The following is a 24,973-nucleotide window of genomic DNA, read 5'->3' as shown; positions in this document are numbered from 1 at the left end:
AGGTCGAACAATGTCCGTCACGCCCGCTGGAAGGTCCGGGGACGAGCGCGCAGCCGCTGCGGTCAGGTATCACCGAGTGAACGCGGCCAAGAGCGGCTCTCTTGATGGACCCGTTGCACAGATTCGCGAGCGGACTCCTGCCCGCGGCTTCGGGATGCTGTCGCTCACGGCATTGCTCTTCTCGATGATCAAACAGGTCAAGGCCGCAGACCCGAACTTAACGTTCCTCGACGACGATACGATTACATACAAGGACCTTGCACACGGTGCATTCGAGCTTGTGACCAAGGAGCCGATCCCGCGACACATGATCGTCGAGGATCCGGGCGAGACAATCGTCCTCAAAAAGGTCGGCTCCTCGATCAGTGTGAACCAGGTCACGAACACTGCTGCTCACATGGAGGAGTTGAGGGCCGCGCAACAGGACGCGCTCGCCAATCTTCAAGGGCAAGGACCCCACGGGTCGGGCACATCCCCCTTCGTCAAATCCCAGCCGCTACAGCCGATCAATTTCATTCCGCCCGAGGCTCCCGCACTGCAAGATCCGCTTGCGCATGTCCCGCCGTTCATCATCCCTGTGCCTCTGATCATACATGCACCGCCGACGCTGAGCATCGGAGCCGGCCCGGCCGAACTCGATACCGTGGTGTTTGACACATTCACGGCGACGAGCGGGACGTTCACCGCGAGCAGCAACAATAGTGATGCCAAGCTGACCTTCGGCGTCATCGGGGCGAGCGCCGGCAACACGATCATCGGCGGAGTGACATACGATCTGTCGAAGACAGATCCCTACGGGACGCTCTACGTCAACAGCGCGAGCGGTACCTATACGTTCGTGCCCAACAGCGCCGCGATCAACGCGCTGACGGCGCCCACGACCGAGAGCTTCGTGGTGACTGTTTCCGACGGATCCGCCTCTGTCAGCCAGACCTTCACGATCACCATTAACGGCGTCAACGACACCGCATTCATCTCCGGAACCACGACCGGCTCAGTTGTCGAGGCTGGCGGCATCACCAACGGAACAGCCGGCACGCCGATTGCGACCGGCACGCTCACCGACACCGACGTCGACAATCCGCCCAATACCTTCACCGCGGTGAGCTCGCCAAGAGCGAGCGCCGGCGGCTACGGCACCTTCACGATGACGGCGGACGGCGTGTGGACCTACACCCTGGACGACACCAACGCCGCGGTTCAGGCGCTCAATGCGGGCGACACGTTGATCGACAATTTTAAGGTGGCCACCATAGACGGCACCGCCCAGGTCGTGACGATCACCATCCATGGAGCCAGCGACGCGGCCATTATCTCCGGCACGACGGCCGGCTCGGTGATCGAGGCTGGCGGCGTTGCCAATGCAAGCCCCGGAGCGGCCACGGCAAGCGGCACGCTCACCGACACGGACGTCGACACGACCTCAAATGCGTTCACGGCGGCCGGCCCAACGGCAAGCGCGGGCGGCTTCGGCACCTTCACGATGACGGCAGCCGGCGTGTGGACTTACACGCTCGACAACACCAACGGCTCAGTGCAGGCGCTCAATGCCGGCGAGACGCTGACCGACACGTTCACAGTGACCACTTTGGACGGCACCGCCCAGGTGATCACGATCACCATCCACGGCACCAACGACGCCGCCATTGTTTCCGGCACCACGACCGGCGCAGTGACCGAGGCAGGCGGCGTCGCCAATGCGGCGCCCGGCACGCCGTCGGCCACGGGCACACTCGTCGCCGTCGACGTCGACAATACGTCCAACATCTTCACGGCGGTAAGTTCGCCAAAGACAAGCGCGAGCGGCTACGGCACCTTCACGATGACCGCTACCGGCGTGTGGGTCTACACCCTCGACAATTCCAACGCCGCGGTGCAGGCGCTCAATGTTGGCGGCACGCTCGCCGACAGTTTCACGGTAACTGCCATCGACGGCACCCCGCAGCTGGTGACGGTCACCATCCACGGCACCAACGACGCCGCCATCATTTCGGGCACCACGACCGGCTCAGTGATCGAGGCAGGCAGTGCTGCGTCCGGCATTCCCATCGCAACCGGCACGCTCACCGACACAGACGTCGACAATACGCCGAACACATTCACTGTAGTCGCCTCGCCAACTACGAGCGACGACGGATACGGCACCTTCACCATGACTGCAGCCGGCGTGTGGACCTACACGCTCGACAACAACAACAGCGTGGTTCAGGCCCTGGACGTCGGCGACACGTTAACCGATACATTCACCGTAACTGCGATCGACGGCACGACGCAGGCCGTGACCGTCACCATCCATGGTGCCAGCGACGCAGACCCCAACGATTTTGATGACCTCGCCACGGGGTCCGTCGTGATATCCGATCCCCCCAACGTGTTTGGAACGCCGGGGAGCGAAACCATCGCGGGCGGCGGCAATGCAGGTCAAATCATCTACGCAGGCGCCGGCAGCGATACCGTCAACGGCACCGGCAAGGCCGACATTCTCTATGGCGGCTCCGGCAATGACACGATCAAGGGCAACGACGGAGACGACGCGATTTACGGTGGTTCGGGCAATGACACCATCAACGGCAACAACGGCAACGACACCATAACCGGTGGATTTGGTGCGGACCACCTCACCGGCAGCAATGGGAGCGACCGTTTCGTTTATCTGTTCGTGGCCGATTCCAACGCCGGCCAGTTCGACACCATTACCGACTTCGCATCGGGGTCCGACAAGATCGACTTGACGGCTCTCGGCGGGCTTGGCTTCGTTCTCCTGGCCTTGAGCTCGGCAAGCACGGCCGTGCCGGCTCACGCGATCGCATGGCTCTACGACAGCGCGACCAATGAAACGATCGTGTATGTCAATCCGAGCGACCAGACCCTGCACATTGGCGATTCCGGCCTGATCGAAATCCATCTGCAGGGGATCGCGACCATCGACGCGTCGGATTTCATCCTGACTCCGGCGGCGGCAGCCGTGCTGGCAGCCGGCGGCGAGCCGCTCGATCTCAGCGCAACGACACAAGGCGACGCCATCGCCGCGACAATGACCAGTTCATCCGACACCACTCTCAGCGACGGAACGCTCCTCGCTGACTGGAACGCGACGGATAGATCGACCGACCAAGCCTACAGCGCCTTTGCCGGTTCGGACCAGACTGGGTGGATCGAATATCCCAGCTTCGCCAGCTCAGACGGGATGCAACCGCACGCGACCGAGATGACCAGCAGTGACACGGTAAAGCCCGCGCCAGGCGCGTTGTCCACGATCTTGCATGATGTGGCCGCACCGACGGCGACCAGCTTTGTCTTCGATCATCTAACGCTGCCCGACAGCACCGATGCGACGATCGGAAAAAACGACGTGATCGCCGCAGGTACCCCCACGACTGACGTTTCTTTTGCGGTGCTCCATGATGCGGCCGAACAGCTCGCACGGCACGCGCGTGCGCTCGAGCGGAGCGACGAGGATCATGGTGCATCGGCTCCAGACAGCGCCCACAATGCGGCTCATGCCCACGGCGGCGCCGGTCATTTGCTTCCAAGCAAGGCAGCCGGACAGCACGACGCGCCGAGCCACGGCCCGGTGGATTTCGATCCGCCCGCTGCCGGTCATGCCGCGCCTGGCTCAGCGCCTCCCGATTCGCACAAGGCCGGCGACTCCTTTTACTTCAAGGATGGCGTTTCGCATGGCCAGGATTCGGAGCTCGGCGCAGAATTGGATAATCCCTCAGAGCCGTCCGGTCATCACGAGCACGCCGGGAAAGTCCACGGATCCGCGGCGGCGTCGCATGAACTGTCCCCGCCGCATATTGATCCGGCTCACGGGGCAGGCACAACCGGCGCTCACGTGCTGCACGATCTGATCGTGTGACGTCCGCAAGGCGACTACGTCTTTAATGTTTTGGTCCCGCGCAATCCGGCGCGGAGGAGTTCTGTTGCTCGAGACCAGCGTCATCTTCAGCGTCGCCGTCTTCCCCTTGTGGCGGCCATGCATGCTGATGGTCTAGCGCAGATGTCCAGGCGAACGTCATCGCCGCGATGAGCAGGCGATTGACGGCTTCGATTGCGCGTTCTGCTACGGACATGTAGTTCATAGCTTCCTCCCGCGCTCGGGATTGCGAATGGCCGAAGCCTAGGACGAACTCTTCAGCGCCGCTGTACTCCACTTCACATTTGTGCGCGTCAACTCATCGCAGCCCCAGAAGATGCCGCCTGCTTCGACTGCATCCGCAACGCGAGTCAACGCGCTCCCTGCGGCAAGGAAGTCAACTCGCGGCGATCACCCACTCCCCGGCGTGTTTGATCTCCGCGCTCGGTTGCCGAGTATTCGCGCACAACCTCAGAGGCGTTGCGGTCCATCAACGACTCTGAATCAGATGTGATCATTGCGATGCGAATCGATTGGTCAACTTTTTGGGGGAGCAATCAATGGGCGGAGAAGCCAACTGCATTGTATGTAGCCGGGCAAGAGCGGTCGTAGCCCTCTTTCCAATCGCGCGGGGCTATGCCCTCAAGGTATACGAGTGCCCCTGCTGCCACAGCACCCTTCATCTCGTGACTCGAATGACGGAGGCTGCGTTGATCAAGCAGCATTGCGAGACCCTCCTTCCCGTCGAGAAACCGCTGAGCTCGGCAGGTCGCAGGGCCCAACAGCGGATCGCAAACTAGCCACGCGAGGCATCGGGCCGCGTGCCGGCCGAGCGACCGCGCAACTGCGCGCAGGTTGCCGCGGCGCGCCGCGCCTCTTGAGCCCTCAATTCGGCTTTTGCGTCGGCTTGCCGTCGATCTTGGGCAGCTCGCCGGCCGCGGCGGACTGATCGCCGCCGCCATTGGCCCGGCGAGCCATCTCGACCGTCAGCCGCTCGGCGGCCTCCGGCGACATCAATCCCATGATGTCCGACATCTTTCGCGGCGCGATCTGCGAGGCGATCTCGATCAGCACGCCCATCTCGAGCCGGTCAAAGACCCGCGCGGCGTCCTTGGGTTTCATGCCCTCATACATGGTCACGAGGCCCTTCATGCGCTGGGCTTCGGCGGCCTTCTGCTCGGCCTGCGTCGCGGAGATACGGGTTTCGACCGCCTTCATCTCCTCGACCTTGTTTTCGATGCGCTTCTCGGCGGATTTCAGCAGGCTCTCGCGGATGTCGATCTCGCGCTGGCGGGCCTCGATCTCCTGGCGGCGCGACTGCAAGCGTTCCAGGATCGCGCGCTCCGAGGCCGAGATCTGCGGCTGGGTTTCCTCCTTGACCACGGTGCCTTCGGGCTTGGTCTCGGGTGCGGCCGGCTTCGGCGCCTCCTTCGGCGCGCCATGGGTCGAGCCCGTGATATCGGGATCCTCGCGGCCGGTCGGGAAGTTCAGATTCTCCTGCGCCCAGGATTTCTTGGTCTGGCTCGGCTTGTAGTCGAAGACATAGCCGCCATTGATCACAAGACCCGTGACCTTCAGCGTGGCGAGGCCGGCGACGGCAACCAGCACGATCGGAATGACGCGGATGTTGCGAAAGGACTTCATACCCTGACTTTATGCGGCAATGCCGTTGGATCGTCGGCGCTCGGAGAAGGCTTCGGCCGCAGCCGCCACCGCCTTCGCCGACGAGGGCTTGGCTGCGGACACGGCGACCGTTTCCGGGTTCGTCACGGGGCGCGCGGCGACCGCGATCTTGGACAGGCGCCGCACCACGTTGTCGGCTTCGCCGAGCTGCTTGTAGAGCTGCTCGGACATCTGGGTCGCCGCCGCAAGCTGGCTGCCGAGGTTCTCGTTGACGTCGCGCACGGCGAGCTTCAGTCCGCCGATCGCGCGCTCGGCGATCTCGGTTGCGGTGATCAGCTCGCCGATCACCGCCTTCAGCGAATGCTCGTCCGCCTTCAGCCGCGTCAACCGCTTGTTGAGCGTGACGCAGTAGACGATGGTCAGCATCAGCAAGATAGCCACCAGCGTCTCGATCGCCATTCCTAGGGAGTGGTTCATGGGGCCTCCATCATCTTGTTCTGCTCGTCGACCTTTTCGAACATCGCAAGTGTCGTACTTGGCTTGCGCAAGGGTTTCGTCACCCGTATCGCGACGCGGTCGCCGACCCGGCCCATGCGTCCTTCGGTGATCGTGACGTCGCCGCAGCGAATGGTGACGTTGGCATCCGCGCGCATGTCCAGCGGCAGCGTGTCGCCGACCTTCAGCCGCATCAGCTGCTTGAGCGGAATGTCGGCTTCGTAGAGCACGGCGTCGACGGAGATCTCGGCCTGGACGATCTCGGTGGCGAAATGGCCTTCCCAGATCTGGTCGCGGCCGAATTTTTCGCCCATGAACATCTGGAGCAGGACGCCCCGGATCGGCTCGATGGTCGCGTAAGGCAGCAGGAGCTCGATGTTGCCGCCGCGATCTTCCATGTCGATGCGCAGGCGCACCAGGATCGCGGCGTTGGCAGGACGGCTGATCGCGGCGAAACGCGGGTTGGTCTCGAGCCGGTCGATGGTGAAGGTCACCGGCGACAGCGGCCGGAACGCCTGTTCGGCATCGGCCATGACGACTTCGACCAGCCGCTTGACCAACTCCGTCTCGATCGTGGTGTAGGGCCGGCCCTCGATGCGCAGCTGGCTCGAGCCGCGGCGGCCGCCGAGCAGCACGTCGATCATCGAGTAGATCAGGCTGGAATCGACCACGGCCATGCCGAAATTGTCCCACTCTTCGGCCTTGAAGACGGTGAGGACGGCGGGCAGCGGGATCGAGTTCATGTAGTCGCCGAAGCGCACCGAGGTGATGCGATCGAGCGAGACTTCGACGTTGTCGGAGGTGAAATTGCGCAGGGAGGTCGTCAGCAACCGCACCAGGCGGTCGAAGACGATTTCGAGCATCGGCAGACGCTCATAGGAGACCATCGCCGAATCGATGATGGCGCGAATGCCGGAATGGTCGTCGAGCGTGACGTCGCCGACCGCGAAGCCGAGGAGGTTGTCGATCTCCTCCTGCGACAGCACCCGTTCGCCGGAATTCTTGCCGGCGCCGAGATCGCGGCTGCCATCCTCGACCATGGCCGCCCATTGCAGGGCCATGGTTTCGGATAGTTCGTTTTCGGCAGCAGCCTTCGCGGCCTCGGCGGGATCCTCGGAATCGAGCGAGGCCTCCCATTGGGCGGCAATTGCATCCTGGTCTGGTTGGTCGGTGCTTGCCATGATCCCTAGCTCAACATGCTCACTGGATCACGACTTCCTTGAACAGCACCGCGCTGACCTGGACCGGAGCGACCGCCGCGTTGACGCGCTTGGTCAGCTCTTCCTTGAGGCGGAAGATGCCGGCGGAACCGTTGAGGTCGGAGGAGCGCAGCTCGCGCGCATAGGTCTGGAAGATGTCGGTGATGCGCGGCATCGTCGGCTTGATCGCCTCGACCTGCTTCTCTTCCTTCAGCTCCAGCACGATCTTGAGCTTGAGATACTGCACGCGCTCGCCCGGCGCGCCGGCGAGGTTGACCATGATGTCGGGAACCTCGACGAAAGCCGGCGGCTTCGGCGGGGGCGCCGCCTCGGCGTGATGCTCGTCGTCACCATGACGGAAAAAGAAGAACCAGGTCGCGGCACCGCCGCCGAGAACGGCGAGCAGACCCACCGCCATGATCATGAGCTTGAGCTTGTTCTTGGGCTGAGCGGCTTCCGAGCCATCGGCGGCTGCGCCGCCTTCCGCTTCGTTCTCTGCCATGATCGCCGCGCTCGCTCATCTCTCAAAGGGGTCGAAAGAGCGAAGCTCCTGGCAGACAATGACGCGATACAAATGCCCCAGCGCAGTGCTCCTCTTACGCGCAAACGCTACGGTAATAATGGTTAACGGAACCTTTCGATTGGGCCTTCACTAGGAAAAATCTGCCGGGCAAACATGGCTAACAGACCCTTTCTGCCGCCTCCCCGCACCCTCGAAAAACCGACAAAACATTGAAATTGCACTATTTTCCAGCTTGGCACGAGTTTCGCTGAGAATGAGCCGAGACCAAGGGTTTGGGAGAACCCGAGGTCTCGTTCACGGGGTCGGCCAAGGCGCTTGGGAGAGCGAGGTGGCGGATCTCACTCAGGGGAGATTTCCGATGCAGAATGCGCTTCTGATCGGCTTGTCACGGCAGATGACGTTGGAACGGCAGATGGATGTCATCGCCAACAACGTCGCCAATGCCAACACCAACGGCTTCAAGGCCGACCATTCGCTGTTCGAGGAGTACCTCAACTCGAACGCGCGTGAGGACAATTTCGTCGGCTCCGACCGCCGGGTCTCCTATGTGCAGGACCGCGGCACCTTCCGCGACGTCGGCCAAGGGCCGATGGAGCCGACCAAGAATCCGCTCGACATGGCGATCAGCGGCAATGCCTATTTCGCGATTCAGGCCAATGGCGCCGAGCGCTACACCCGCGACGGCAAATTCTCGCTCAACAGCACCGGCCAGCTCGTCACCTCCGACGGCAACCTCGTGCTGGGCACCGGCGGCCCGATCACCTTCCAGCCGACCGACCACGACATCAACGTCGCGCCGGACGGCACCGTCACGGTGCTCGAGGGCACGGCCAAGAACGACTCGATCCGCGGCAAGATCCGCATGGCCTCGTTCGACGATCCGGCCAAGCTGACCAAGCTCGGCGCCAACCTTTACAGCGTTGGCTCCGCGACCCAGCAGGCCGACACCAAGTCCACCGTGCAGCAGGGCTATGTCGAGAAGTCGAACGTGAACTCGGTTGGTGAGATGAGCCGCATGGTCGAAGTCATGCGCAGCTACACCGCCATCGCCAACCTGCTCCAGCAGCAGAGTGACATGCACAAGTCGGCGATCGAGAAGCTCGCCGACGTTCCGGCCTGATTGAGGGAGAACTGACATGCAGGCGCTTCACACCGCAGCGACCGGAATGGCGGCACAGGAACTCAACGTTCAGGTGATCTCCAACAACATCGCGAACCTGCGCACCACCGGCTTCAAGAAGCAGACCGCGGCGTTCCAGGACCTGATCTACGAACACGTCCGCCGCGTCGGCGCCCAGTCGTCCGACCAGGGCACCATCCTGCCGGTCGGCGTCGACATCGGCGGCGGCGTCAAGACCGTCGGCACGCCGCGCAGCATGACCCAGGGCACGCTGTCGCAGACCGGCAACGACCTCGACATGGCCATCACGGGCGAAGGCTTCTTCAAGATCCTGATGCCCGACGGCAGCTACCAGTACACCCGCGACGGCACCTTCCAGATGGACAATCAGGGGCGCATCGTCACCGCGCAGGGCAACCCGGTGCAACCGACGATCACGATCCCGAACAACGCCTCGGGCCTCACCATCAACGTGCAGGGCCAGGTCTCGGTGACGCTGCCGGGTTCGTCGACCTCCGCCGTCCAGGGCCAGATCGGCCTGACCCGATTCATCAACAAGGCCGGCCTCCAGCCGGTCGGCAACAATCAGTTCACGGAGACGCCTTCCTCCGGCCCGCCGCAGGACGGCACGGCGACCGCCGAGGGTTTCGGCAACATCACCCAGAGCAGTCTCGAGCAGGCCAATGTCGACGTCGTCTCGGAAATGAGCGACCTGATCGCCGCCCAGCGCGCCTACGAGATGAACGCAAAGGTGATCAGCGCCGCCGACCAGATGATGCAATCGACCACGGCGCTGTTCCGCTGAGGTGATGACGATGATCCGCACCACCCTCGCCACGATCGCCGCTCTCCTCGCGCTGGCGCTGCCCGCACGGGCCGCCGACGATTTCATCGCAACGCCGACGCTGCGCGCGAGCATTACCGTGACCTCGGACGTGGTGCGGGTCGGCGATCTCATCGACAATGCCGGCTCGGCCGCGCTGATCCCGGTCTACCGCTCGCCCGATCTCGGCACCACCGGTGCGCTGCCGGTCGCTCACGTTCTGAGCGTGCTCCGTGCAAAACAGGTGATCGGCGTGATGACCGGCGACATCAAGGAGGTCCAGGTCACCCGTCTCGCCCGCACGCTGGTGAACAAGGACCTCGAAACCGCGGTCGCCTCGGCGCTCGAGCGCCGCTTCGGACTTGGCGATGCCGCCAACATCACCGTCACGTTCGACCGCGGCATCGCCGACATGCGGCTGGATGCCTCCAACACCGGCACGCTGCAGCCGGTCGCAACCCGCTACGACGGCCGCAGTGGCCGCTTCGACATCGCCTTCGAGATCAACAACGACAACAATCCGGCGCCGACCAAGCTGCGTTTGACCGGCAACGCGATCGAGACGGTGGAAGTGGCCGTGCTGACGCGCGACATCGATCGCACCGATCTCCTGAAGTCCTCCGACGTCGCCGTGGAACGCCGGCCGAAGGCCGAGGTCACCGGTGAGGCCGCCTCGCGCGATCGCACGCTCGGCATGCAGCTCCGCCGGCCGATGCGGGCGGGGACGCCGATCCGCGTCGCCGACATCGTCAAGCCCGACCTCGTGCAGCGCGACCAGAACGTCACCGTCATCTACCAGGTCCCCGGAATCTACCTCACCACGCGCGGCAAGGCGATCGAGAGCGGCGCCGAGGGCGACACCGTCAGCGTGCTCAACCTGCAGACCAAGCGCACGCTCACGGGCGTCGTCACCGGCCGCGGCCAGGTGACGGTCCAGGGCGCCAGCCAGGCCGCGCCGATGCCGGCCGCGGTCGAGCAGACCTCGTCGCTCAGGCGTGACGAAACGCCCGCCCCCGCTCCCACGGCTGCAGCCCTCGCCCAGAGCCTGATCCAGACCCCGGCGTCCCCGGCCCAGATCGCACAAGCCCAGATCCCGCAAGTTCGCGCCTCGCAAGCTCCAGCCAAGTCAGAGTAAGTCATGTCCAGTTTCAGTTCGGCTTTTCGTCTCCGTCGCATCGCGATCTCTGCCCTGCTGCTGGCGACTTGCGCGCTGGCGAGCGGCTGCTCCTCGATCGACCGCCTGTCGCAGATCGGCGAGCAGCCGAAATTGTCGGCGATCGATAATCCGACGACGCAGCCCGGTTACAAGCCGGTGCAGATGCCGATGCCGAAGCCGGAAGTCGCCTCCTACAATCCGAACTCGCTGTGGCGCAGTGGCAGCCGCGCCTTTTTCAAGGACCAGCGCGCCCATCAGGTCGGCGACATCCTGACGGTGGCCGTCAACATCACCGACAAGGCCAATATCGAAAACGACACCCAGCGCAGCCGCACTAACAAGGAAGATTCCGGAATCACCGACTTCATCGGCGCCAAGACATTGGGCGCCCAAGCGCAGAAGGTGTTGCCCGGCCGCATCCTCACCGCCGACTCGACCGCGTCCAGCGAGGGCAAAGGAAGCGTGGACCGCAAGGAAGCGTTGCAGACCAACGTCGCGGCCGTCGTCACCCAGGTGCTGCCGAACGGCAACCTCGTGGTCGAAGGCAAGCAGGAGATCCGCGTCAACTACGAGATCCGCGAGCTCGTCGTCGCCGGCATCGTCCGCCCCGAAGACATCCAGAGCGACAACACCATCGATTCCACCAAGATCGCGCAGGCCCGCATCGCATACGGCGGCCGCGGCCAGATCATGGACGTGCAGCAACCGCGCTACGGCCAGCAAGTCATGGACGTGCTGCTGCCCTTCTAGCCTTCTCCGAGCTCCCACATCGTGTTCGCGAACCTAGGCGCGGACGACGATGTACTACGCGGCCCTCGCCAGCTCCCCTGGCGAGGGCCGCATGTATTTTGGCGATGGTGGCGCTACGTATGTCAGACGCGCGCCATCCCAACGACTCTGCTGCCCCAAGCTCCGTCATTGCGAGCGCAGCGAAGCAATCCAGACTGCCACCGCGGAGGGACCCTGGATTGCTTCGCTGCGCTCGCAATGAGGCCGCAGCGCCCCTCACGTAAACTCCGCCTCCACCACGCCCAGTCCGTCCAGCTCCATCCGCACTTTGTCGCCGGCCTTCAGCCACAGCGTCTTCACCAGGCTCCCCGTCAGCACGAGCTGCCCCGCATGCAAGCCCTTGCCCTCGGCGGCGAGATGGTTGGCGAGCCAGGCGAGTGCGTTGTGGGGATGGCCGAGCACGTCGGCGCCGGTGCCGTGGCTGACCTCTTCGCCGTTGACGATGGCGCGGCCTTTGACGGCCTTCAGGTCCGGCACCGACGAGCGCGGCACGACCTCGCCCAGCACGCAGCCGGCGGCGAAGAAATCGTCGGCGATCAGCGTCGGCGCGCCCATCGTTTCCCACTTCACATAGCGGTCGTCGACGATCTCGATCGCGGGATGATAGGCCTCGACGGCTTCGCCGACCCATTCGGCCGTGAACGGCGCCTCGCCGGCGGCGAGATTGCGCTTCAGCCGCACCGCGATCTCGCATTCGACCCCGACGCGGACATAGTCGGCAGCCGCGAGCTTGACGCCGCTGTCGTGCACGCCCTTCTCGAACACACCGCCGCCGCAGGGGTGCGGAATGCCGATATAGTCCTGCATCACCTGGCTGGTGCAGCCGATCTTGTAGCCGACGAGCGGGCCGACATGCGGCAGCAGCAGATCGTGCAGCGCGCGCTGGACCTCATAACCCTCGGCCTCGTCGGCCGGGGGAACTTCCAGCGCCGCGAGCGGCGCATGGTTGCGGCGCGCGAGCGCGATCGCCTTTGCGGCTCGGAGAATTTTATCCATCGGCGCCGCCTCCCACGCTACGCGATTGTGCGGGTCAGTGGAGCATCCCCGTCCGAGCCTGACAAGCGCAGGCGGCGCGCGGCGGCCTCAGTCCGTGACCAGTCCGAGCCGGATCAGGCTCTCGGCCGTCGCAAGGATCGCTTCGTCGTTGGAGCGGGCCTGCCAGCCGAGCAGCGACCTCGCCTTGGTGCTGGTGGAATGCCTGACCTTTCCGAGCATCGGCACGACGGCGCGCAATAGCGGAATCCGGTTCGCAGCCAGCCGCACAAGCCAGTCCGGGGCCTGGAGCCGCGGAACCCGGCGCGCGGCCGGCCCGAGTTCCCGCCGCAGCACCCTGGCAATATCGAGGATCGACATCGTCGCGCCGGAGACCGCGATGAAGCGCTCGCCTTTGGCCTCAGGCGCCGTCATCGCCCGCAGGTGCAGCTCGGCCACGTCGCGCACGTCCACCACGCCGAAATAGACCCGCGGCACCGCCGGCATGGCGCCGTCGAGCAGCGATTTGACGATTTCGATCGAGCCGGAGAAGTCCGGCCCCAGCACGGGACCGAAAATGCCGGCGGGGTTTATCACCGACAACTCCAACCCGTCGCCCTCGCGCGCGACAAAGTCCCAGGCCGCCCGCTCGGCCAGCGTCTTGGATTTAATGTAGGGCTGCACGTCGGCACCGTCGAGATTGGTCCAGTCGGACTCGTCGAACGGCATGTCGCGCGGCGGATGGCCGTAGCCGATCGCGCCCAGCGACGAGGTGACGACGACGCGCCTGACGCCGGCCTCGCGTGCGGCGCGCAGCACCGGCAGCGTGCCGTCGCGGGCCGGGATGATCATCTCGTTCTCGTCCGTAGGCACGCTGGTCGACAAAGGCGAAGCGACATGAAGCACGTAGTCGCAGCCTGTGGCCGCCTCGCGCCAGCCCTCGTCTGCCGTGAGGTCCGCGGTGAAGAAGGACAGGCTGTCGGGCGAAGCCGCCCCGCCCTCGCGCAGCATCGCCCGCACCTCGGCTTCCCGATCCGGCCGGCGCACCGTCGCCCGTACCTCATGGCCGGCGGCCAGAAGTTGCAGGACGACATGGATGCCGACGAAGCCGGATCCGCCGGTGACCAGAACGGTGCTCATTGCCAAATTCCCCTTTTGCCCGGGACCGGCGAATGGTTCCGCGCAGGCCCTGCCCAGCGCCGCATCTGGTCACTATCTGCTGCCGAACAAGTAGAATGGATTTCGAGACCGGTATGGAAAACCTGACCAGCATTTGCGACGGCGACTGCGATTGCAGCCCCGACCCCACCCTGCTCGCCGACTTCAAGCGGACCATCCATGCCCTCGGCGGCAAATGGAAATTGGAGATTCTGTTCGCGCTGATGAACGGCGCGGTTCGTTTCGGCGCCTTGCGGCGATCGATCGGCGGCATCACCCAGCACATGCTGACCACGCAGCTGCGCGAGCTCGAGCAGGACGGGCTGGTGTCGCGCACCGCCTTCGCGGAGAAGCCGCTGCGGGTCGAGTACGGGCTGACGGACGCTGCCTATGGCCTGCTGCCGGCGTTTAAGGAAATATTGAGCTGGTCCAGGCTTTATGGGGATGCGCGCCTTGCAGCGTCGCAACAGGCCTGATTGCAGCAATGCGTGAAGCTGTTGGATCAGTGCCTCAGCATTCGAGTCGATGTCCTTGATGCGACTCGCAAAACTTCCCGCACCTGAAGTGAAGGCTGTTTCTCATCCGAACTCACGTGAGCTCGGAGGAGTTGAGTCTAGCCCATTGATCGCGATTCACTTTTCGCAATTGCGCCCGCGCGCCGAAGCGCGCGGTTGCAAGCAACAGGCAAAACGCCGATCACGGCGCGAAACCACGCGCCTTGCGTCCAAAAACAAAGAGCCGCATCGCTGCGGCTCGGACTCTATTCGTCGCGATAGACCTTCTCGCGTTTCTCGTGGCGCTCCTGCGCCTCCACCGAGAGCGTCGCGATGGGACGGGCCTCGAGCCGCTTCAACGAGATCGGCTCGCCGGTGTCCTCGCAATAGCCGTAGGTGTTGTCCTCGATACGCTGGAGCGCGGCGTCGATCTTGGCGATCAACTTGCGCTGGCGGTCACGAGCACGGAGTTCGATGGCGCGGTCGGTTTCGGACGATGCCCGATCGGCGAGATCGGGGTGGTTGACGTTCTCCTCCTGCAGGGCTTGCAGGGTGAGCTTGGACTCTTTGAGGATCTCATCCTTCCAGGCCAGGAGCTTCAAGCGGAAGTACTCCTTCTGCCTGTCGTTCATGAAAGGCTCTTTTTCGGTCGGTCGGTAGTTTTTCAACTTTTCCAAGGGCGGCCTATCTGTCTAAGCAACGACTCGTAACGGAACGGGGTCCGCTGAGCGGGGCGTTATATAGCGGCCTCCTGTGACAGACAATGTTTCCCTGATCGCCCGATCGGCGCCCCCAAACCCTTGCACAGGAAGGTTTATCCTGGAGGGCCCGGGGGCGGCCGAAGGCCTAGTAGCCGACCGTGAACCGCTGCCTCGCATGGGCCGGCCGCTCGATCTCGTCGGCGAGCGCAATGGCGTAGTCCGCGAAGGTGATCCAGCTCTTCCCGTTCGCATCTGCGAGAAGCTGATCGGTCCCAAGCCGGAACTTGGCCGTGCGCTCCCCCTCGATGAACAGGGCCGACGGCGAGATGAAGGTCCAGTTCAGCTCCTTTTCCTGCCGCAGCAGGTCGAGAAAGGCCGAACCCGCCTCCGCCTCAGCCTTGTACGGAACCGGAAAACCGGGAGTTGTAACCAGTTTGACGCCCGGAGCGACCTCGAGGCTGCCGGCCCCGCCGACGACGAGGTAACGACCAACCTTCGAGTCCTTGGCCGCACCAATCAGCTTGAGCGCGTCGCTGGCCAGGAAGTGCACGGAGCTCACGGCGACGTCGTGCCCGGCCCACAGCTTGGCGAGGCCGGCCTGGTCGAGCACGTCCCCCTTGGTGGGGGTGACGTTCGGCAGGGCCGCGATCTTCTCGGGGTTGCGCGCGATGGCCGTGACCGCATGGCCGCGGCGGGACAGTTCCTTGGTGATCTCTGACCCGGCCCGGCCCGAGGCGCCGGCGACTGCGATTTTCATGGAAGGCTCCTTTGCTTCTGTGGTAACTATCGGTGACTAGATATCGCAAAGAATGCTGGTGTTAAGAGAGCACTTTGTGCTTACCTGATTACACAGGAGTAACCGGCGGCGGCCGGCAAATGAGCGGAATGGATCGTGGGGACCCGACGATGAAGCCAGACGTCTATGCAGCGAACTGCCCCACGCGACAGATCCTCGACCGCGTCGGCGACAAATGGGCGGTGCTGATCCTGCTGCTGCTGCGCGAGGAGCCGATGCGCTTCAATCAGTTGCGCCGCACGATTGAAGGCATTTCGCAAAAGATGCTGAGCCAGGTTCTCAAGTCGCTCGAACGCGACGGATTGATCAAGCGTCACGCCATCGCAACCGTGCCGGTGACCGTGGAATATTCGATCACGCAGCTTGGCGTGACACTCGCCGCCGCCGTCGATCCCCTGCGCGATTGGGCCGAGAAGAATCTGAAAGACGTGCTCGCCGCCCAGCGTCGCTACGACACACAGTTGAAGGATCAAGCGGCGTAAGACGCTACGCCTGCCCGGCCTTGGCGAGCTCGACCTCGACGCGCAACTCGATCTCGGACAGCACCGAATCGAGACCGGGATCGCCGGAGGACGATTTCAGGTTCGCCGCAGCGTCACGCAGCCGCATCACGGTCGAGGTGTCGAGTTTGCCGGAGAGGAGTCCCATCTTGAGATCGTCGAGCACGTCGAGCGCGGTCTTTCCGCGTACGACCGAGCGCTTGCGACGCTCGATGGGATCCTCTTCGATGCCTTGCAGCGCGAGCAGCCCGTCGATGTTGGCGGCGGCCTTCGGTGCGGCAGCGCCCCGCGTCTCCGGCGCCGACGAGGTGTCGGGCAGCACGAAGGTGCCGGAGCTCGTCCGCTTGGCCTGGCTGGCCGGCGTTCCAAGCGTGGTGCCGTTCGGTCCGTAGATGCGCATCGGAAGCAATCCGGGTGGTCGATGCGCCACACTCGCCGCTTTATGGTTAACGGCCCGTAAACAGCCCGGCAAAATCTGCCGACAGGCGGCAGTTTCGCTCCTCAGGGACAACACAGGCTGAGACCGCTCGAAACAGATTTATTCAACCTATTCAGCCACCTACCCCCGCTGCCCCGAGTTGGCACAGCGCTCGCAAGGACAGCGTCGGACCAGCTCGTCATGGGAGTGTCGTGATGGTCCTTCGATTTGAGGAGCCTCGGGGAGCAGAGGATGCCAAGCGTTCGTTGGGTGAGAATTGTGGGGGTGGCCTGCGCCGCGCTGTCAGCGCTGGTGCTCTCGGTCGCGTCTGCAAGCGCGACATCGCGCATCAAGGATCTCGCCAACATCGAAGGCGTGCGGCAGAACCAGCTCATCGGCTACGGCCTCGTCGTCGGCCTCAACGGCACCGGCGACACCCTCAACAACATCCCCTTCACCAAGCAGTCGCTGCAAGCGATGCTCGAGCGCATGGGCGTCAACATCCGCGGCGCCACCATCCGCACCGGCAACGTCGCCGCCGTGATGGTGACAGGCAATCTGCCGGCCTTCGCCACCCAGGGCACGCGCATGGACGTCACCGTCTCCGCGCTCGGCGACGCCAAGAATCTCCAGGGCGGCACCCTGCTCGTCACCCCCCTCCTCGGCGCCGACGGCAACGTCTACTCGGTCGCACAGGGCTCGCTCGCGATCTCCGGATTCCAGGCCGAGGGCGAAGCGGCGAAAATCGTGCGTGGCGTGCCGACCGTCGGACGCATTGCAAACGGCGCCATCATCGAGCGCGAGATCGAGTTCGCGCTCAATCGCCTGCCGAACGTCCGCCTTGCGCTGCGCAACGCCGACTTCACCACGGCCAAGCGGGTCGCTGCCGCGATCAACGACTATCTCGGCGTCAAGACGGCCGAGCCGATCGACCCATCGACCGTGCAGCTTGCGATCCCGCCGGAGTTCAAGGGCAACGTCGTCGCCTTTCTCACCGAGATCGAGCAGCTCCAGGTCGATCCGGATCTCGCCGCCAAGATCGTCATCGACGAACGCAGCGGCATCATCGTGATGGGCCGCGACGTCCGCGTCGCCACCGTTGCAGTCGCACAGGGCAACCTCACCGTCACGATCTCCGAGAGCCCGCAGGTCAGCCAGCCCAACCCGCTGTCCCGCGGGCGGACCGTGGTCGCGCCGCGCAGCAGCGTCAGCGTCACCGAGGACGGCAAGAAGTTCGCCGTCGTCAAGGACGGCGTCTCGCTGCAGCAGCTCGTCGACGGCCTCAACGGCCTCGGCATCGGCCCGCGCGATCTCATCAGCATCCTGCAGGCGATCAAGGCCGCCGGTGCGATCGAAGCCGACATCGAGGTGATGTGATGCAGGCCGGCACGGTCAACACCGCACGCGTCGCCAGCTCCGCCTTCTCGGTGGAGAGCCGTAATGGCCGGCCGGACTTCGATCTCGCCGCGGCACTGCAGAAGGTCCCGCCGAAGCAGCAGGCCAAGGCGCAGAAGATCGCCACCGACTTCGAGGCGATGTTCCTCAACAGCATGTTCTCGCAGATGACCTCGGGTCTGAAGGGCGAAGGCCCGTTCGGCGACACGCCGGGCACCGGCGTGTGGCGCTCGATGCTGACCGAGCAATACTCCAAGAACTTCGCCAACGCCGGCGGCGTCGGCATCGCCACCGACGTCTATCGCACCCTGATCATGCAACAGGCGAAAACGATCCGCACGGCATAAGGTCAAACAAGATGAACCAGTTCAACGCCTCGCGTCAGCCGGTGCAAGCACAGCGCCCGAACACCGCATCGGGGAGCGCCGAGGCGCGCAAGATCGCCGAGCAGTTGATGGATGCGATGAGTGCCCTGCTCGGCCTGATCGAGCGCGAGACCGAACTCGTGCGCGCCGGCAAGGTCCGCGAGGCGATGACCCTCGAGAGCAAGAAGCAGGAGCTGTCGCGAAACTATGTCGGCGCCGTCAGCCAGTTGAAGGCGAACCAGGCCCAGCTCGCGAAATCCGTGCCCGAGCTGCTCTCGACGCTGCATCGGCACCACGATGCATTCCGCGCGATGCTCCAGGTCAATCTCACCGTGCTCGCAACCGCTCACGCGGTCTCAGAGAGCGTCGTGCGCGGCGTCAATGCCGAGATCCAGAAGCGCAACGTGCCGAACACCTACACGGCCGCGGGGCGACGCGCCACGCCGGGCCCGCGCCACATCACCCCGCTCGCGGTCAGCCGCTCGCTCTGAGCACGCGCAAGAACAAGCGACAATTTTACGAAAAACCGCGCGGCAACATCGTCGCGCGGTTAGGCACGTTTCCTTACCGGGTGTTCAATCCTGGTGTTCCATGGTTGCGTATTGAGAGGGGTTGGGATTTGACTCGCGTTAGGCAACCAGGAGGCTGCCATGAGTACAGATTTCAGCATCAGGCCGGTGGGGATCCCGGTCGCCGTGCAGATCGTAACGACGTCGAATGCGGCGGCGAACGAGGCCGTGCAAACCGATCTGCCGGTGAGCCAGACTGTGGCCGCTGGCGACGCCAGCGCCCCTGCACGCAATGATTTGCGAAGCAGCGAGAACGTCTCACGCCAGGTCGTGTTCGACCAGGCGGCGGCGTCCTTCGTCTTCCAGGTCGTCAACGACAGGACCGACGCGGTGGTCAACCAGTTCCCCGACGAAGCAATGCTGCGCCGGCGGGCCTATTTCCATGCGCAGGATTTGAAATCCGAGCCCTCGCGTCCGACCAGCACGGACCGCAGCGCCTGACGATCAGGCGTCGAGCGTCGCAACGGCCGTGTCGAGATAGCTCGAGCCGGTCGCGGGATCAGTGACGACGTTCCTGATCTGCGCCTTGCCGATATAAGTCAGCGTGAACTTGGGCGTTGCCGAAGCGGAACGAGCCGTCGTCGGCTTACGCGCCGGTCCAGTTGCCCTGATAGAGCGCTGAATCCACGACGACGTATTTCGACGAGCCGAGGTGCTCGAGCGCACGTTCGACCTATACGCGGTCGACGAGATGCTCAATGATGCCGGCCATGACCGGCTTCCATCACGGACGGCCGGACAGACCGGCGGCGATATTGCGGTTGATCTCGATCAGCGGACGGAAGTGATCGAACTGCGGGCTCATCTGCAGCGCGGCAGTCTGGCTCAGCACGAACACGCTGATGTTGGCGATCTTCTGCCGGACGTCGAGCGGCTGCGGATTGTTCTCGCGCATGGCCTCGCTCAGGAAAATCGTCCAGAGCTTGCGATTGAACATCAGCGCCTGCGTGGTCTGCTCGCTGAACGGTTCGGCGTTGTTGATCGCATCCTGAAGCTTGTTCGCGGCCTTGAGCAGGGTCTGCGCTTCGATGTCGCGAGGAGAGGCGGTGGTCGTTGCAACACGCGCGTAGGCCGAGGCAGCGGAATTCGACATCAATCACACCCTGGAGGTTACCTAGCCCGTTGAACGCGCTTAAGGATTTCTTTCCCAACCCTAGGCAGCACCGCTTAAGATTTGCTTACGTGTGTGCTTGGAAGCACTCCGGACTATTACGGGGCACGGAGTACTTCGTCGTCGAAGCTAGATGCGCATCTGCACGCTGTAAACACGTCACGCGCGATGCGCATCAATCTCAGCTAATCCTGCCTTAGCGATCTCCGTAAAATGAACGGCGGAGCGTTAGCCCCGCCGCGAAATCGAGTAGCGATCTTGCGCCGCGAAATTAGCGGAGCAGCTGCAGCACGCTCTGTTGCGACTGGTTGGCCAGCGACAGCGCGGACACCGCGATCGACTGGCGGGTCGACAGCGCCTGGCTGTTCGCCGCTTCCTCGTTGGTGTCGGCGAGCGTCAGGTTGGACGAGCCGGTCTGCAGAACGTTGATCAGGTTCTTGGAGAAATCCTGACGCACCTGCACGATCGACAGATTCGAACCGAGCGAAGAACCCTCGGAGCGCAGCGTGCTCGACGCGGCATTCAGGCTGGCCAGCACCTTGTTGGTGGCACCGTTGTCGATGAAGTCCGTGCCGGGAACGAGATTGCTGAGACCGAGGCCGGCCGCGTTGAACACGACGCCGTTGATGCCGAGCGTCGAGCTGCCGTTCTCGTTGAAGACCAGCTTCAGCGTGTCGCCGTTGAGCAGGTTGACGCCGTTGAAGGACGAGTCCTGCGACGTCGTGTCGATCTGAGCCAGGATGTTGTTGAACTGACTGACCAGGCCGGAGCGCGCGGTCTGCGCGACCGGATCCTGAATCGGGGGCTGCGCGGTGGTAAAGGCCAGCACGCCGGTGAGCGTACCACCGACCGTACCGCCGGCGGCAGTCGAGCCGAGCGTCGAGGACGCGTACTCGTTGACGGTGGTGACCGTCAGCACGCCGTTGGCGTCGATCGTCGCCGTCAGGTGGTTGGCCTGAAGCTGCACATTGAGCTGGTCGAGCGTCTTGACGGTGCCGTTGGTGCCGTCGCCGAAGGTGACGTTCACCGGCGTGCCGCCGTTGAAGGAGGTGAAGGTCAGCGTCTTGCCGCTGACCCCGCCGACACCGGAGTTCCGCGCCGCGGCGAAAGCGGTTGCCGTTCCCGTATTGCCGCTGAGACCGAACGCGTTGAGCGCATTGCCGGTGCCGGTGATCGACAGATCGGCGTTGATGCCGGTGGAGAGCGCAAGCTGACCGCTGCTGTTGACCGACGAGGGGATCTGGCCCGCGGTGGTCGACAGCGTTGCCGCGCCGTTGAAGATGCTGGCGGTCTTGACGCCGGTGGCGAGGTCGATGGAGTTGAGCAGATCGTTGAGCGTCGCGCTCTGGATGTAGACGGTCGAATTGCCGTTGCCGTCGGTGACGATGTTGCCGTTGACGCCGCCGGAGGTCACGCTGATCGCCGACTGGGGCGTCTGAGCGTTCTTGAAGGTGATGGTGTGGCCGTCGATGTTCAGCGTCGAGCCGTCTTGAACGAGAGAGCCGAGCGAGCCCGCGGTGGTCGATCGGGCCGCAGTCACGCTCGCATTGCCTGCGCCGGTGGCCGCGGTCAAACCGAGCTTGTTGAGGAAGTCGGCCTTGCCGGTCACGCTCAGATCGGCGCCGGTCGAGCTCTTCAGCGTGACCTGGCCGCCCGTGACGGACGATGCCACCTGCAGCGTGCCGATCGGACCGGCCGAGCCGCTGACCGTGATGGTTGCGGCACCTGCGCTGATGGCCGCGGTCTTGACGCCGCTGGCGAGGTCGATCGCGCTGAGGACGTCGTTGACAGTCGCGCCGGGCGCAGCCGCCGTTCCCTCGTAGACGATCGAATTGCCGTTACCGTCCGTGGCGATGTGTCCGCTGGGGTCGAGGCCCCAACCGGTCGGCTGCGCGTTCGGGGCGATACCGGTGCGGAAGGTGATGGTCTTGCCGTTGACCGTGATGGTGTCGCCGTCCGCGGGCGCCGTGCTGAAGGTGGTAGATGCGGTGGTGCCGAGCAGCGTGGCGGTACCGGACAGTGCGGTGGTGCCGTCGGCCGCGAGCGCCGCTGTGCCGGTAAAGGCGCCGGCGGTCGAGCCCAGTGAGGCGCCAAGCGCAGCAGTTCCCGTGACCGGGGTTACGCCACCGGCTGCGCCGGTATAGAGCACGTTGCTCTTGGCGGTCGCGCTTGCATAGGAGGTCGTGCCGCGCAGGTCGGCGGGCGTCGCGCCCGGAATCGTGGTGGAGACGTTCGACTTGGTGGAATAGCCGACCGTGGTCTGCAGCGCCTGGTTGGCGATCGACTTGGCGCTGTCGATCAGCTTCTGCAGCGAGGTGATGCCGGTATTGGCAGCCTGGAGCACCTGCACACCGTTGTTGATGCCATCCAGCAGGTTGCTGATGTCGCTCGCCCGGTTGTCCAACCCCTGCGCCGTGAAGAAGTTGGTGGGATTGTCGAGCGCCGTGTTGACCTTCTTACCGGTCGACAGCCGCTCCTGCGTCGTGGCCAGCAAGTCGGCCGTCGACTGCAGCGACAACAGGTTCTGGCGAACGGACGCCGAGAGAACGATGTTGGACATTGGCGAGTCTTCCTCTTGAACCAGGTACGAATCGGCCGCGCGGTCTTGAAAGCGGGCTTTTGTCCAGTCTTAGAGGCTGTCCTTTAAAGTATGGTTAACGCCGGTTTAAGGGATAGGGTTAATGGCCGGTGAACATCCCTGCCCGCCTCCGGACGCAAAAAAGCGGCGGGGCAAATGGCCCCGCCGCTCTGATTTATTTCGCGATATCAGCTGCTTAGCGGAGCAGCTGGAGCACGCTCTGCTGCGAGGTGTTGGCCAGCGACAGCGCGGAGACCGCGATCGACTGGCGGGTCGACAGCGCCTGGCTGTTGGCCGCCTCGACGTTGGTGTCGGCGAGCGTCAGGTTGGAAGAACCGGTCTGCAGCACGTTGATCAGGTTCTTGTTGAAGTCCTGACGCACCTGCACCACCGAGAGGTTCGAACCGAGTGCCGAGGCTTCCGAGCGCAGCGTGCTCGACGCGGCGTTCAGATTGGTCAGCACGCGGTTGGACGCGGCGTTGTCGATGAAGTCGACACCGACGGTCAGCGCGGCGAGGCCGAGACCCTTGGAGTTGTAGGTCACGCCGGTGATGTTGAGGCTCGACTTGCCGGTCTCGTCGAACACCAGCTTGAGCTGATCGCCGTTCAGCAGGTTGACGCCGTTGAACGAGGAGTCCTGCGAGGTCGTGTCGATCTGGTTCAGGATGTTGTTGTACTGAGAGACCAGGTTCGCACGGGCCGTCTGTGCAACCGCATCCTGGACGGGGCTGGAAGCCGTCGAGAACGTCAGCGCCGAAGTGAGCGTGCCGCCGATGCCACCGCCTGCGACGGTCGAACCGATCGTCGAGGACGCGTAGTCGTTGGATGCCGTGATGGTCAGCCGGCCGTTGGCGTCGATCGTGGCGGCCAGGTTGTTGGCCAGAAGCTGCGTGTTGAGCTGATCGAGCGTCTTGACGGTGCCGTTGGTGCCGTCGCCGAAGGTGACGTTGACCGCCGTGCCGCCGTTGAAGGCGGAGAAGGTCAAGGTCTTGCCGGCAATGCCGCCGACACCGGAGGTGCGCGCCGCAGTGAATGCCGACGCACTGCCGGTGTTGCCGGCCAGCCCGAATACATTCAGTGCATTGCCGCTGCCCGTGATCGAGAGGTCGGCATTGATGCCGGTCGAGAGTTTGAGCTGGCCGGACGAATTGATCGTCGAGTTCGACTGGCCGGTCGCGGTCGCAAGCGTCGCGGTGCCGTTGGCGTTGATCGTCGCGGTCTGCACGCCGGTGGCAAGGTCGATCGCCTTCAGCACGTCGTTGACGGTACCCGCCTGCAGATAGACCGTCGAGTTGCCGTTGCCGTCGGTGAGGATGTTACCGGTGGCACCGAAGCCGCTTGGAACGCTCGGGGCACCGGTCGATCCCGGGATCGGCGCGTTCTTGAAGGTGATGGTGTGACCATCGACATTCAGCGACGAACCGTCCGTAAGGGTCGCACCCAGCGAGCCCGCGCTCGTGGTGCGGTTGACGGACACGCTGGCATTGCCTGCACCCGTAGACGTCGTCAGGGCGAGAGCCTTGAGCAGGTCGGCCTTGCCGGTGACGCTCAGATCCGCACCGGTCGAGCTCTTCAGCGTGACGGCGCCGCCAGCAGCGCTCGAGGCGGTCTGGCCGACGCTGGTGGCGAACGTCGCTGCACCCGCGGTGATGGACACCGTCTTCACGCCGCTGGCGAGATCGATTGCGGTCAACAGATCGTTGACGTTCGCAGCCGGGGTACCCGCGGTGCCGAGATAGACGGTGGTGTTGCCGCTGCCGTCGGTGACGAGATTGCCGCTGACGCCCGAACCGGACGCAACCGCGGTCGAAGCCGGAGCCGAGCCCGCGCGGAAGGTGATGGTCTTGCCGTTCACGGTCAGCGTGTCGCCGTCGGCAGGCTGGCCGTTGCCGGCCAGGCCGGTTGCAGTCGTGCCGTTGGTGGCGATCAGGGTGATGGTGCCGGTCAGGGCCGTCGTGCCGTCGCCGGCCGTTGCGCCGGTGCTGGCAAACGAGCCGATGGTGGCGCCGAGCGTCGTGGTGCCGGTTGCCGCCGTGGTGCCGCCGGCCGTGCCGTTGTACACAACGTTGCTGTTCGCGGTCGCGCTGGCAAAGGACGTGGTGCCGCGCAGATCAGCCGCCGTCGCACCCGCGATCGAGGTGGAGACGTTGGACTTGGTGGAGTAGCCGACGGTGGTCTGGAGCGCCTGGTTGGCGATCGACTTCGCGGAGTCGATCAGCTTCTGCAGCGAGGTCAGGCCGGTGTTGGCGGCCTGCAGCACCTGCACGCCGTTGGCGATGCCGTCGAGCAGATTGTTGATGTCGCTGGCGCGGTTGTCGAGCGACTGTGC

The 24,973-nt window shown here is 64.2% G+C and carries 24 protein-coding genes; 11 read left to right on the top strand and 13 right to left on the bottom strand.

Annotated features, from left to right (window positions below):
• The first annotated feature begins 76 nt into the window (after nucleotides 1–76).
• Complete coding sequence (locus JQ591_RS19255; protein WP_349630390.1) at nucleotides 77–3,862, top strand: VCBS domain-containing protein; 3,786 nt, start codon at nucleotides 77–79, stop codon at nucleotides 3,860–3,862.
• 22 nt (nucleotides 3,863–3,884) lie between these two features.
• Here the strand turns inward: JQ591_RS19255 and JQ591_RS19250 are convergent, their stop codons facing one another.
• The 5 genes from JQ591_RS19250 to fliL form a co-directional block, all read right to left on the bottom strand.
• A complete protein-coding gene (locus JQ591_RS19250; protein WP_211397597.1) occupies nucleotides 3,885–4,085 on the bottom strand; it encodes a hypothetical protein in 201 nt (66 codons plus the stop codon).
• Nucleotides 4,086–4,744: 659 nt separating this feature from the next.
• Complete coding sequence (locus JQ591_RS19245; RefSeq protein ID WP_211397596.1) at nucleotides 4,745–5,503, bottom strand: MotE family protein; 759 nt, start codon at nucleotides 5,501–5,503, stop codon at nucleotides 4,745–4,747.
• Nucleotides 5,504–5,512: 9 nt separating this feature from the next.
• A complete protein-coding gene (locus tag JQ591_RS19240) occupies nucleotides 5,513–5,959 on the bottom strand; it encodes a DUF6468 domain-containing protein (protein ID WP_211397595.1) in 447 nt (148 codons plus the stop codon).
• Nucleotides 5,956–7,158, bottom strand: a complete 1,203-nt coding sequence (fliM, locus tag JQ591_RS19235; RefSeq protein WP_211397594.1) for a flagellar motor switch protein FliM — start codon at nucleotides 7,156–7,158, stop codon at nucleotides 5,956–5,958. Before fliM ends, JQ591_RS19240 begins: the two co-directional genes overlap by 4 nt.
• A 19-nt stretch (nucleotides 7,159–7,177) precedes the next feature.
• Nucleotides 7,178–7,678: a flagellar basal body-associated protein FliL gene (fliL, locus tag JQ591_RS19230; RefSeq protein WP_211397593.1), complete on the bottom strand. Its 501-nt coding sequence runs from the start codon at nucleotides 7,676–7,678 to the stop codon at nucleotides 7,178–7,180.
• 379 nt (nucleotides 7,679–8,057) lie between these two features.
• On the opposite strand from fliL, the gene flgF reads away from it, so the two are divergent.
• Genes flgF through flgH form a run of 4 tightly spaced genes read left to right on the top strand, consistent with a single transcriptional unit; the run spans nucleotide 8,058 to nucleotide 11,548 of the window.
• The gene (flgF, locus tag JQ591_RS19225; protein ID WP_211397592.1) at nucleotides 8,058–8,819 is read left to right on the top strand and encodes a flagellar basal-body rod protein FlgF; all 762 of its coding nucleotides are present in this window, start codon (nucleotides 8,058–8,060) and stop codon (nucleotides 8,817–8,819) included.
• A 16-nt stretch (nucleotides 8,820–8,835) separates the two neighbouring features.
• Nucleotides 8,836–9,624, top strand: a complete 789-nt coding sequence (gene flgG / locus JQ591_RS19220) for a flagellar basal-body rod protein FlgG (protein WP_211397591.1) — start codon at nucleotides 8,836–8,838, stop codon at nucleotides 9,622–9,624.
• A gap of 10 nt (nucleotides 9,625–9,634) precedes the next feature.
• Complete coding sequence (gene flgA, locus JQ591_RS19215; protein ID WP_211397590.1) at nucleotides 9,635–10,777, top strand: flagellar basal body P-ring formation chaperone FlgA; 1,143 nt, start codon at nucleotides 9,635–9,637, stop codon at nucleotides 10,775–10,777.
• Nucleotides 10,778–10,780: 3 nt separating this feature from the next.
• The gene (gene flgH / locus JQ591_RS19210; protein ID WP_211397589.1) at nucleotides 10,781–11,548 is read left to right on the top strand and encodes a flagellar basal body L-ring protein FlgH; all 768 of its coding nucleotides are present in this window, start codon (nucleotides 10,781–10,783) and stop codon (nucleotides 11,546–11,548) included.
• 255 nt (nucleotides 11,549–11,803) lie between these two features.
• Here flgH and JQ591_RS19205 read toward each other — a convergent pair whose 3' ends face one another.
• On the bottom strand, nucleotides 11,804–12,583 hold the full coding sequence (locus JQ591_RS19205) for a 2-keto-4-pentenoate hydratase (protein ID WP_211397588.1): 780 nt from the start codon (nucleotides 12,581–12,583) through the stop codon (nucleotides 11,804–11,806).
• 87 nt (nucleotides 12,584–12,670) lie between these two features.
• On the bottom strand, nucleotides 12,671–13,699 hold the full coding sequence (locus tag JQ591_RS19200) for an SDR family oxidoreductase (RefSeq protein WP_211397587.1): 1,029 nt from the start codon (nucleotides 13,697–13,699) through the stop codon (nucleotides 12,671–12,673).
• A gap of 95 nt (nucleotides 13,700–13,794) precedes the next feature.
• Here JQ591_RS19200 and JQ591_RS19195 point away from each other — a divergent pair, with 95 nt between their 5' ends.
• The gene (locus JQ591_RS19195) at nucleotides 13,795–14,193 is read left to right on the top strand and encodes a winged helix-turn-helix transcriptional regulator (RefSeq protein WP_211397586.1); all 399 of its coding nucleotides are present in this window, start codon (nucleotides 13,795–13,797) and stop codon (nucleotides 14,191–14,193) included.
• A gap of 284 nt (nucleotides 14,194–14,477) precedes the next feature.
• Here the strand turns inward: JQ591_RS19195 and dksA are convergent, their stop codons facing one another.
• Nucleotides 14,478–14,843: an RNA polymerase-binding protein DksA gene (gene dksA, locus JQ591_RS19190; protein ID WP_008554760.1), complete on the bottom strand. Its 366-nt coding sequence runs from the start codon at nucleotides 14,841–14,843 to the stop codon at nucleotides 14,478–14,480.
• A gap of 214 nt (nucleotides 14,844–15,057) precedes the next feature.
• Nucleotides 15,058–15,669 (bottom strand): NAD(P)-dependent oxidoreductase, encoded by a 612-nt coding sequence (locus JQ591_RS19185; RefSeq protein ID WP_211397585.1) that lies wholly within the window; start codon nucleotides 15,667–15,669, stop codon nucleotides 15,058–15,060.
• A gap of 149 nt (nucleotides 15,670–15,818) precedes the next feature.
• On the opposite strand from JQ591_RS19185, the gene JQ591_RS19180 reads away from it, so the two are divergent.
• Nucleotides 15,819–16,190 carry a winged helix-turn-helix transcriptional regulator gene (locus JQ591_RS19180; protein ID WP_211397584.1) on the top strand — a complete coding sequence of 124 codons (372 nt, stop codon included), beginning with the start codon at nucleotides 15,819–15,821 and terminating at the stop codon, nucleotides 16,188–16,190.
• Between the two features lie 4 nt (nucleotides 16,191–16,194).
• Here JQ591_RS19180 and JQ591_RS19175 read toward each other — a convergent pair whose 3' ends face one another.
• A complete protein-coding gene (locus JQ591_RS19175) occupies nucleotides 16,195–16,608 on the bottom strand; it encodes a flagellar assembly protein FliX (RefSeq protein ID WP_211397583.1) in 414 nt (137 codons plus the stop codon).
• Nucleotides 16,609–16,878: 270 nt separating this feature from the next.
• Between JQ591_RS19175 and JQ591_RS19170 the strand changes: the two genes are divergently transcribed.
• From JQ591_RS19170 to JQ591_RS19155, 4 genes are all read left to right on the top strand, one after another.
• Nucleotides 16,879–18,003, top strand: a complete 1,125-nt coding sequence (locus JQ591_RS19170) for a flagellar basal body P-ring protein FlgI (RefSeq protein WP_211397582.1) — start codon at nucleotides 16,879–16,881, stop codon at nucleotides 18,001–18,003.
• Entirely contained in the window at nucleotides 18,003–18,368 is a 366-nt protein-coding gene (gene flgJ / locus JQ591_RS19165; RefSeq protein ID WP_211397581.1) for a flagellar assembly peptidoglycan hydrolase FlgJ, read from the top strand. Before JQ591_RS19170 ends, flgJ begins: the two co-directional genes overlap by 1 nt.
• Before the next feature lie 11 nt (nucleotides 18,369–18,379).
• Nucleotides 18,380–18,877, top strand: a complete 498-nt coding sequence (locus JQ591_RS19160; RefSeq protein WP_211397580.1) for a hypothetical protein — start codon at nucleotides 18,380–18,382, stop codon at nucleotides 18,875–18,877.
• A gap of 159 nt (nucleotides 18,878–19,036) precedes the next feature.
• Nucleotides 19,037–19,396 (top strand): hypothetical protein, encoded by a 360-nt coding sequence (locus JQ591_RS19155; protein WP_211397579.1) that lies wholly within the window; start codon nucleotides 19,037–19,039, stop codon nucleotides 19,394–19,396.
• A gap of 283 nt (nucleotides 19,397–19,679) precedes the next feature.
• Here JQ591_RS19155 and flaF read toward each other — a convergent pair whose 3' ends face one another.
• From flaF to JQ591_RS19140, 3 genes are all read right to left on the bottom strand, one after another.
• Nucleotides 19,680–20,048 carry a flagellar biosynthesis regulator FlaF gene (gene flaF / locus JQ591_RS19150; protein ID WP_211397578.1) on the bottom strand — a complete coding sequence of 123 codons (369 nt, stop codon included), beginning with the start codon at nucleotides 20,046–20,048 and terminating at the stop codon, nucleotides 19,680–19,682.
• Nucleotides 20,049–20,337: 289 nt separating this feature from the next.
• Complete coding sequence (locus tag JQ591_RS19145) at nucleotides 20,338–22,626, bottom strand: DUF1522 domain-containing protein (protein WP_211397577.1); 2,289 nt, start codon at nucleotides 22,624–22,626, stop codon at nucleotides 20,338–20,340.
• A gap of 214 nt (nucleotides 22,627–22,840) precedes the next feature.
• On the bottom strand, nucleotides 22,841–24,973 hold a 2,133-nt coding region (locus JQ591_RS19140; RefSeq protein WP_211397576.1), incomplete at its 5' end, for a DUF1522 domain-containing protein.

The organism is Bradyrhizobium canariense, from assembly GCF_018130465.1.
GTDB lineage: Bacteria > Pseudomonadota > Alphaproteobacteria > Rhizobiales > Xanthobacteraceae > Bradyrhizobium > Bradyrhizobium canariense_C.
This window is presented reverse-complemented; position numbering and strand designations above follow the sequence as displayed.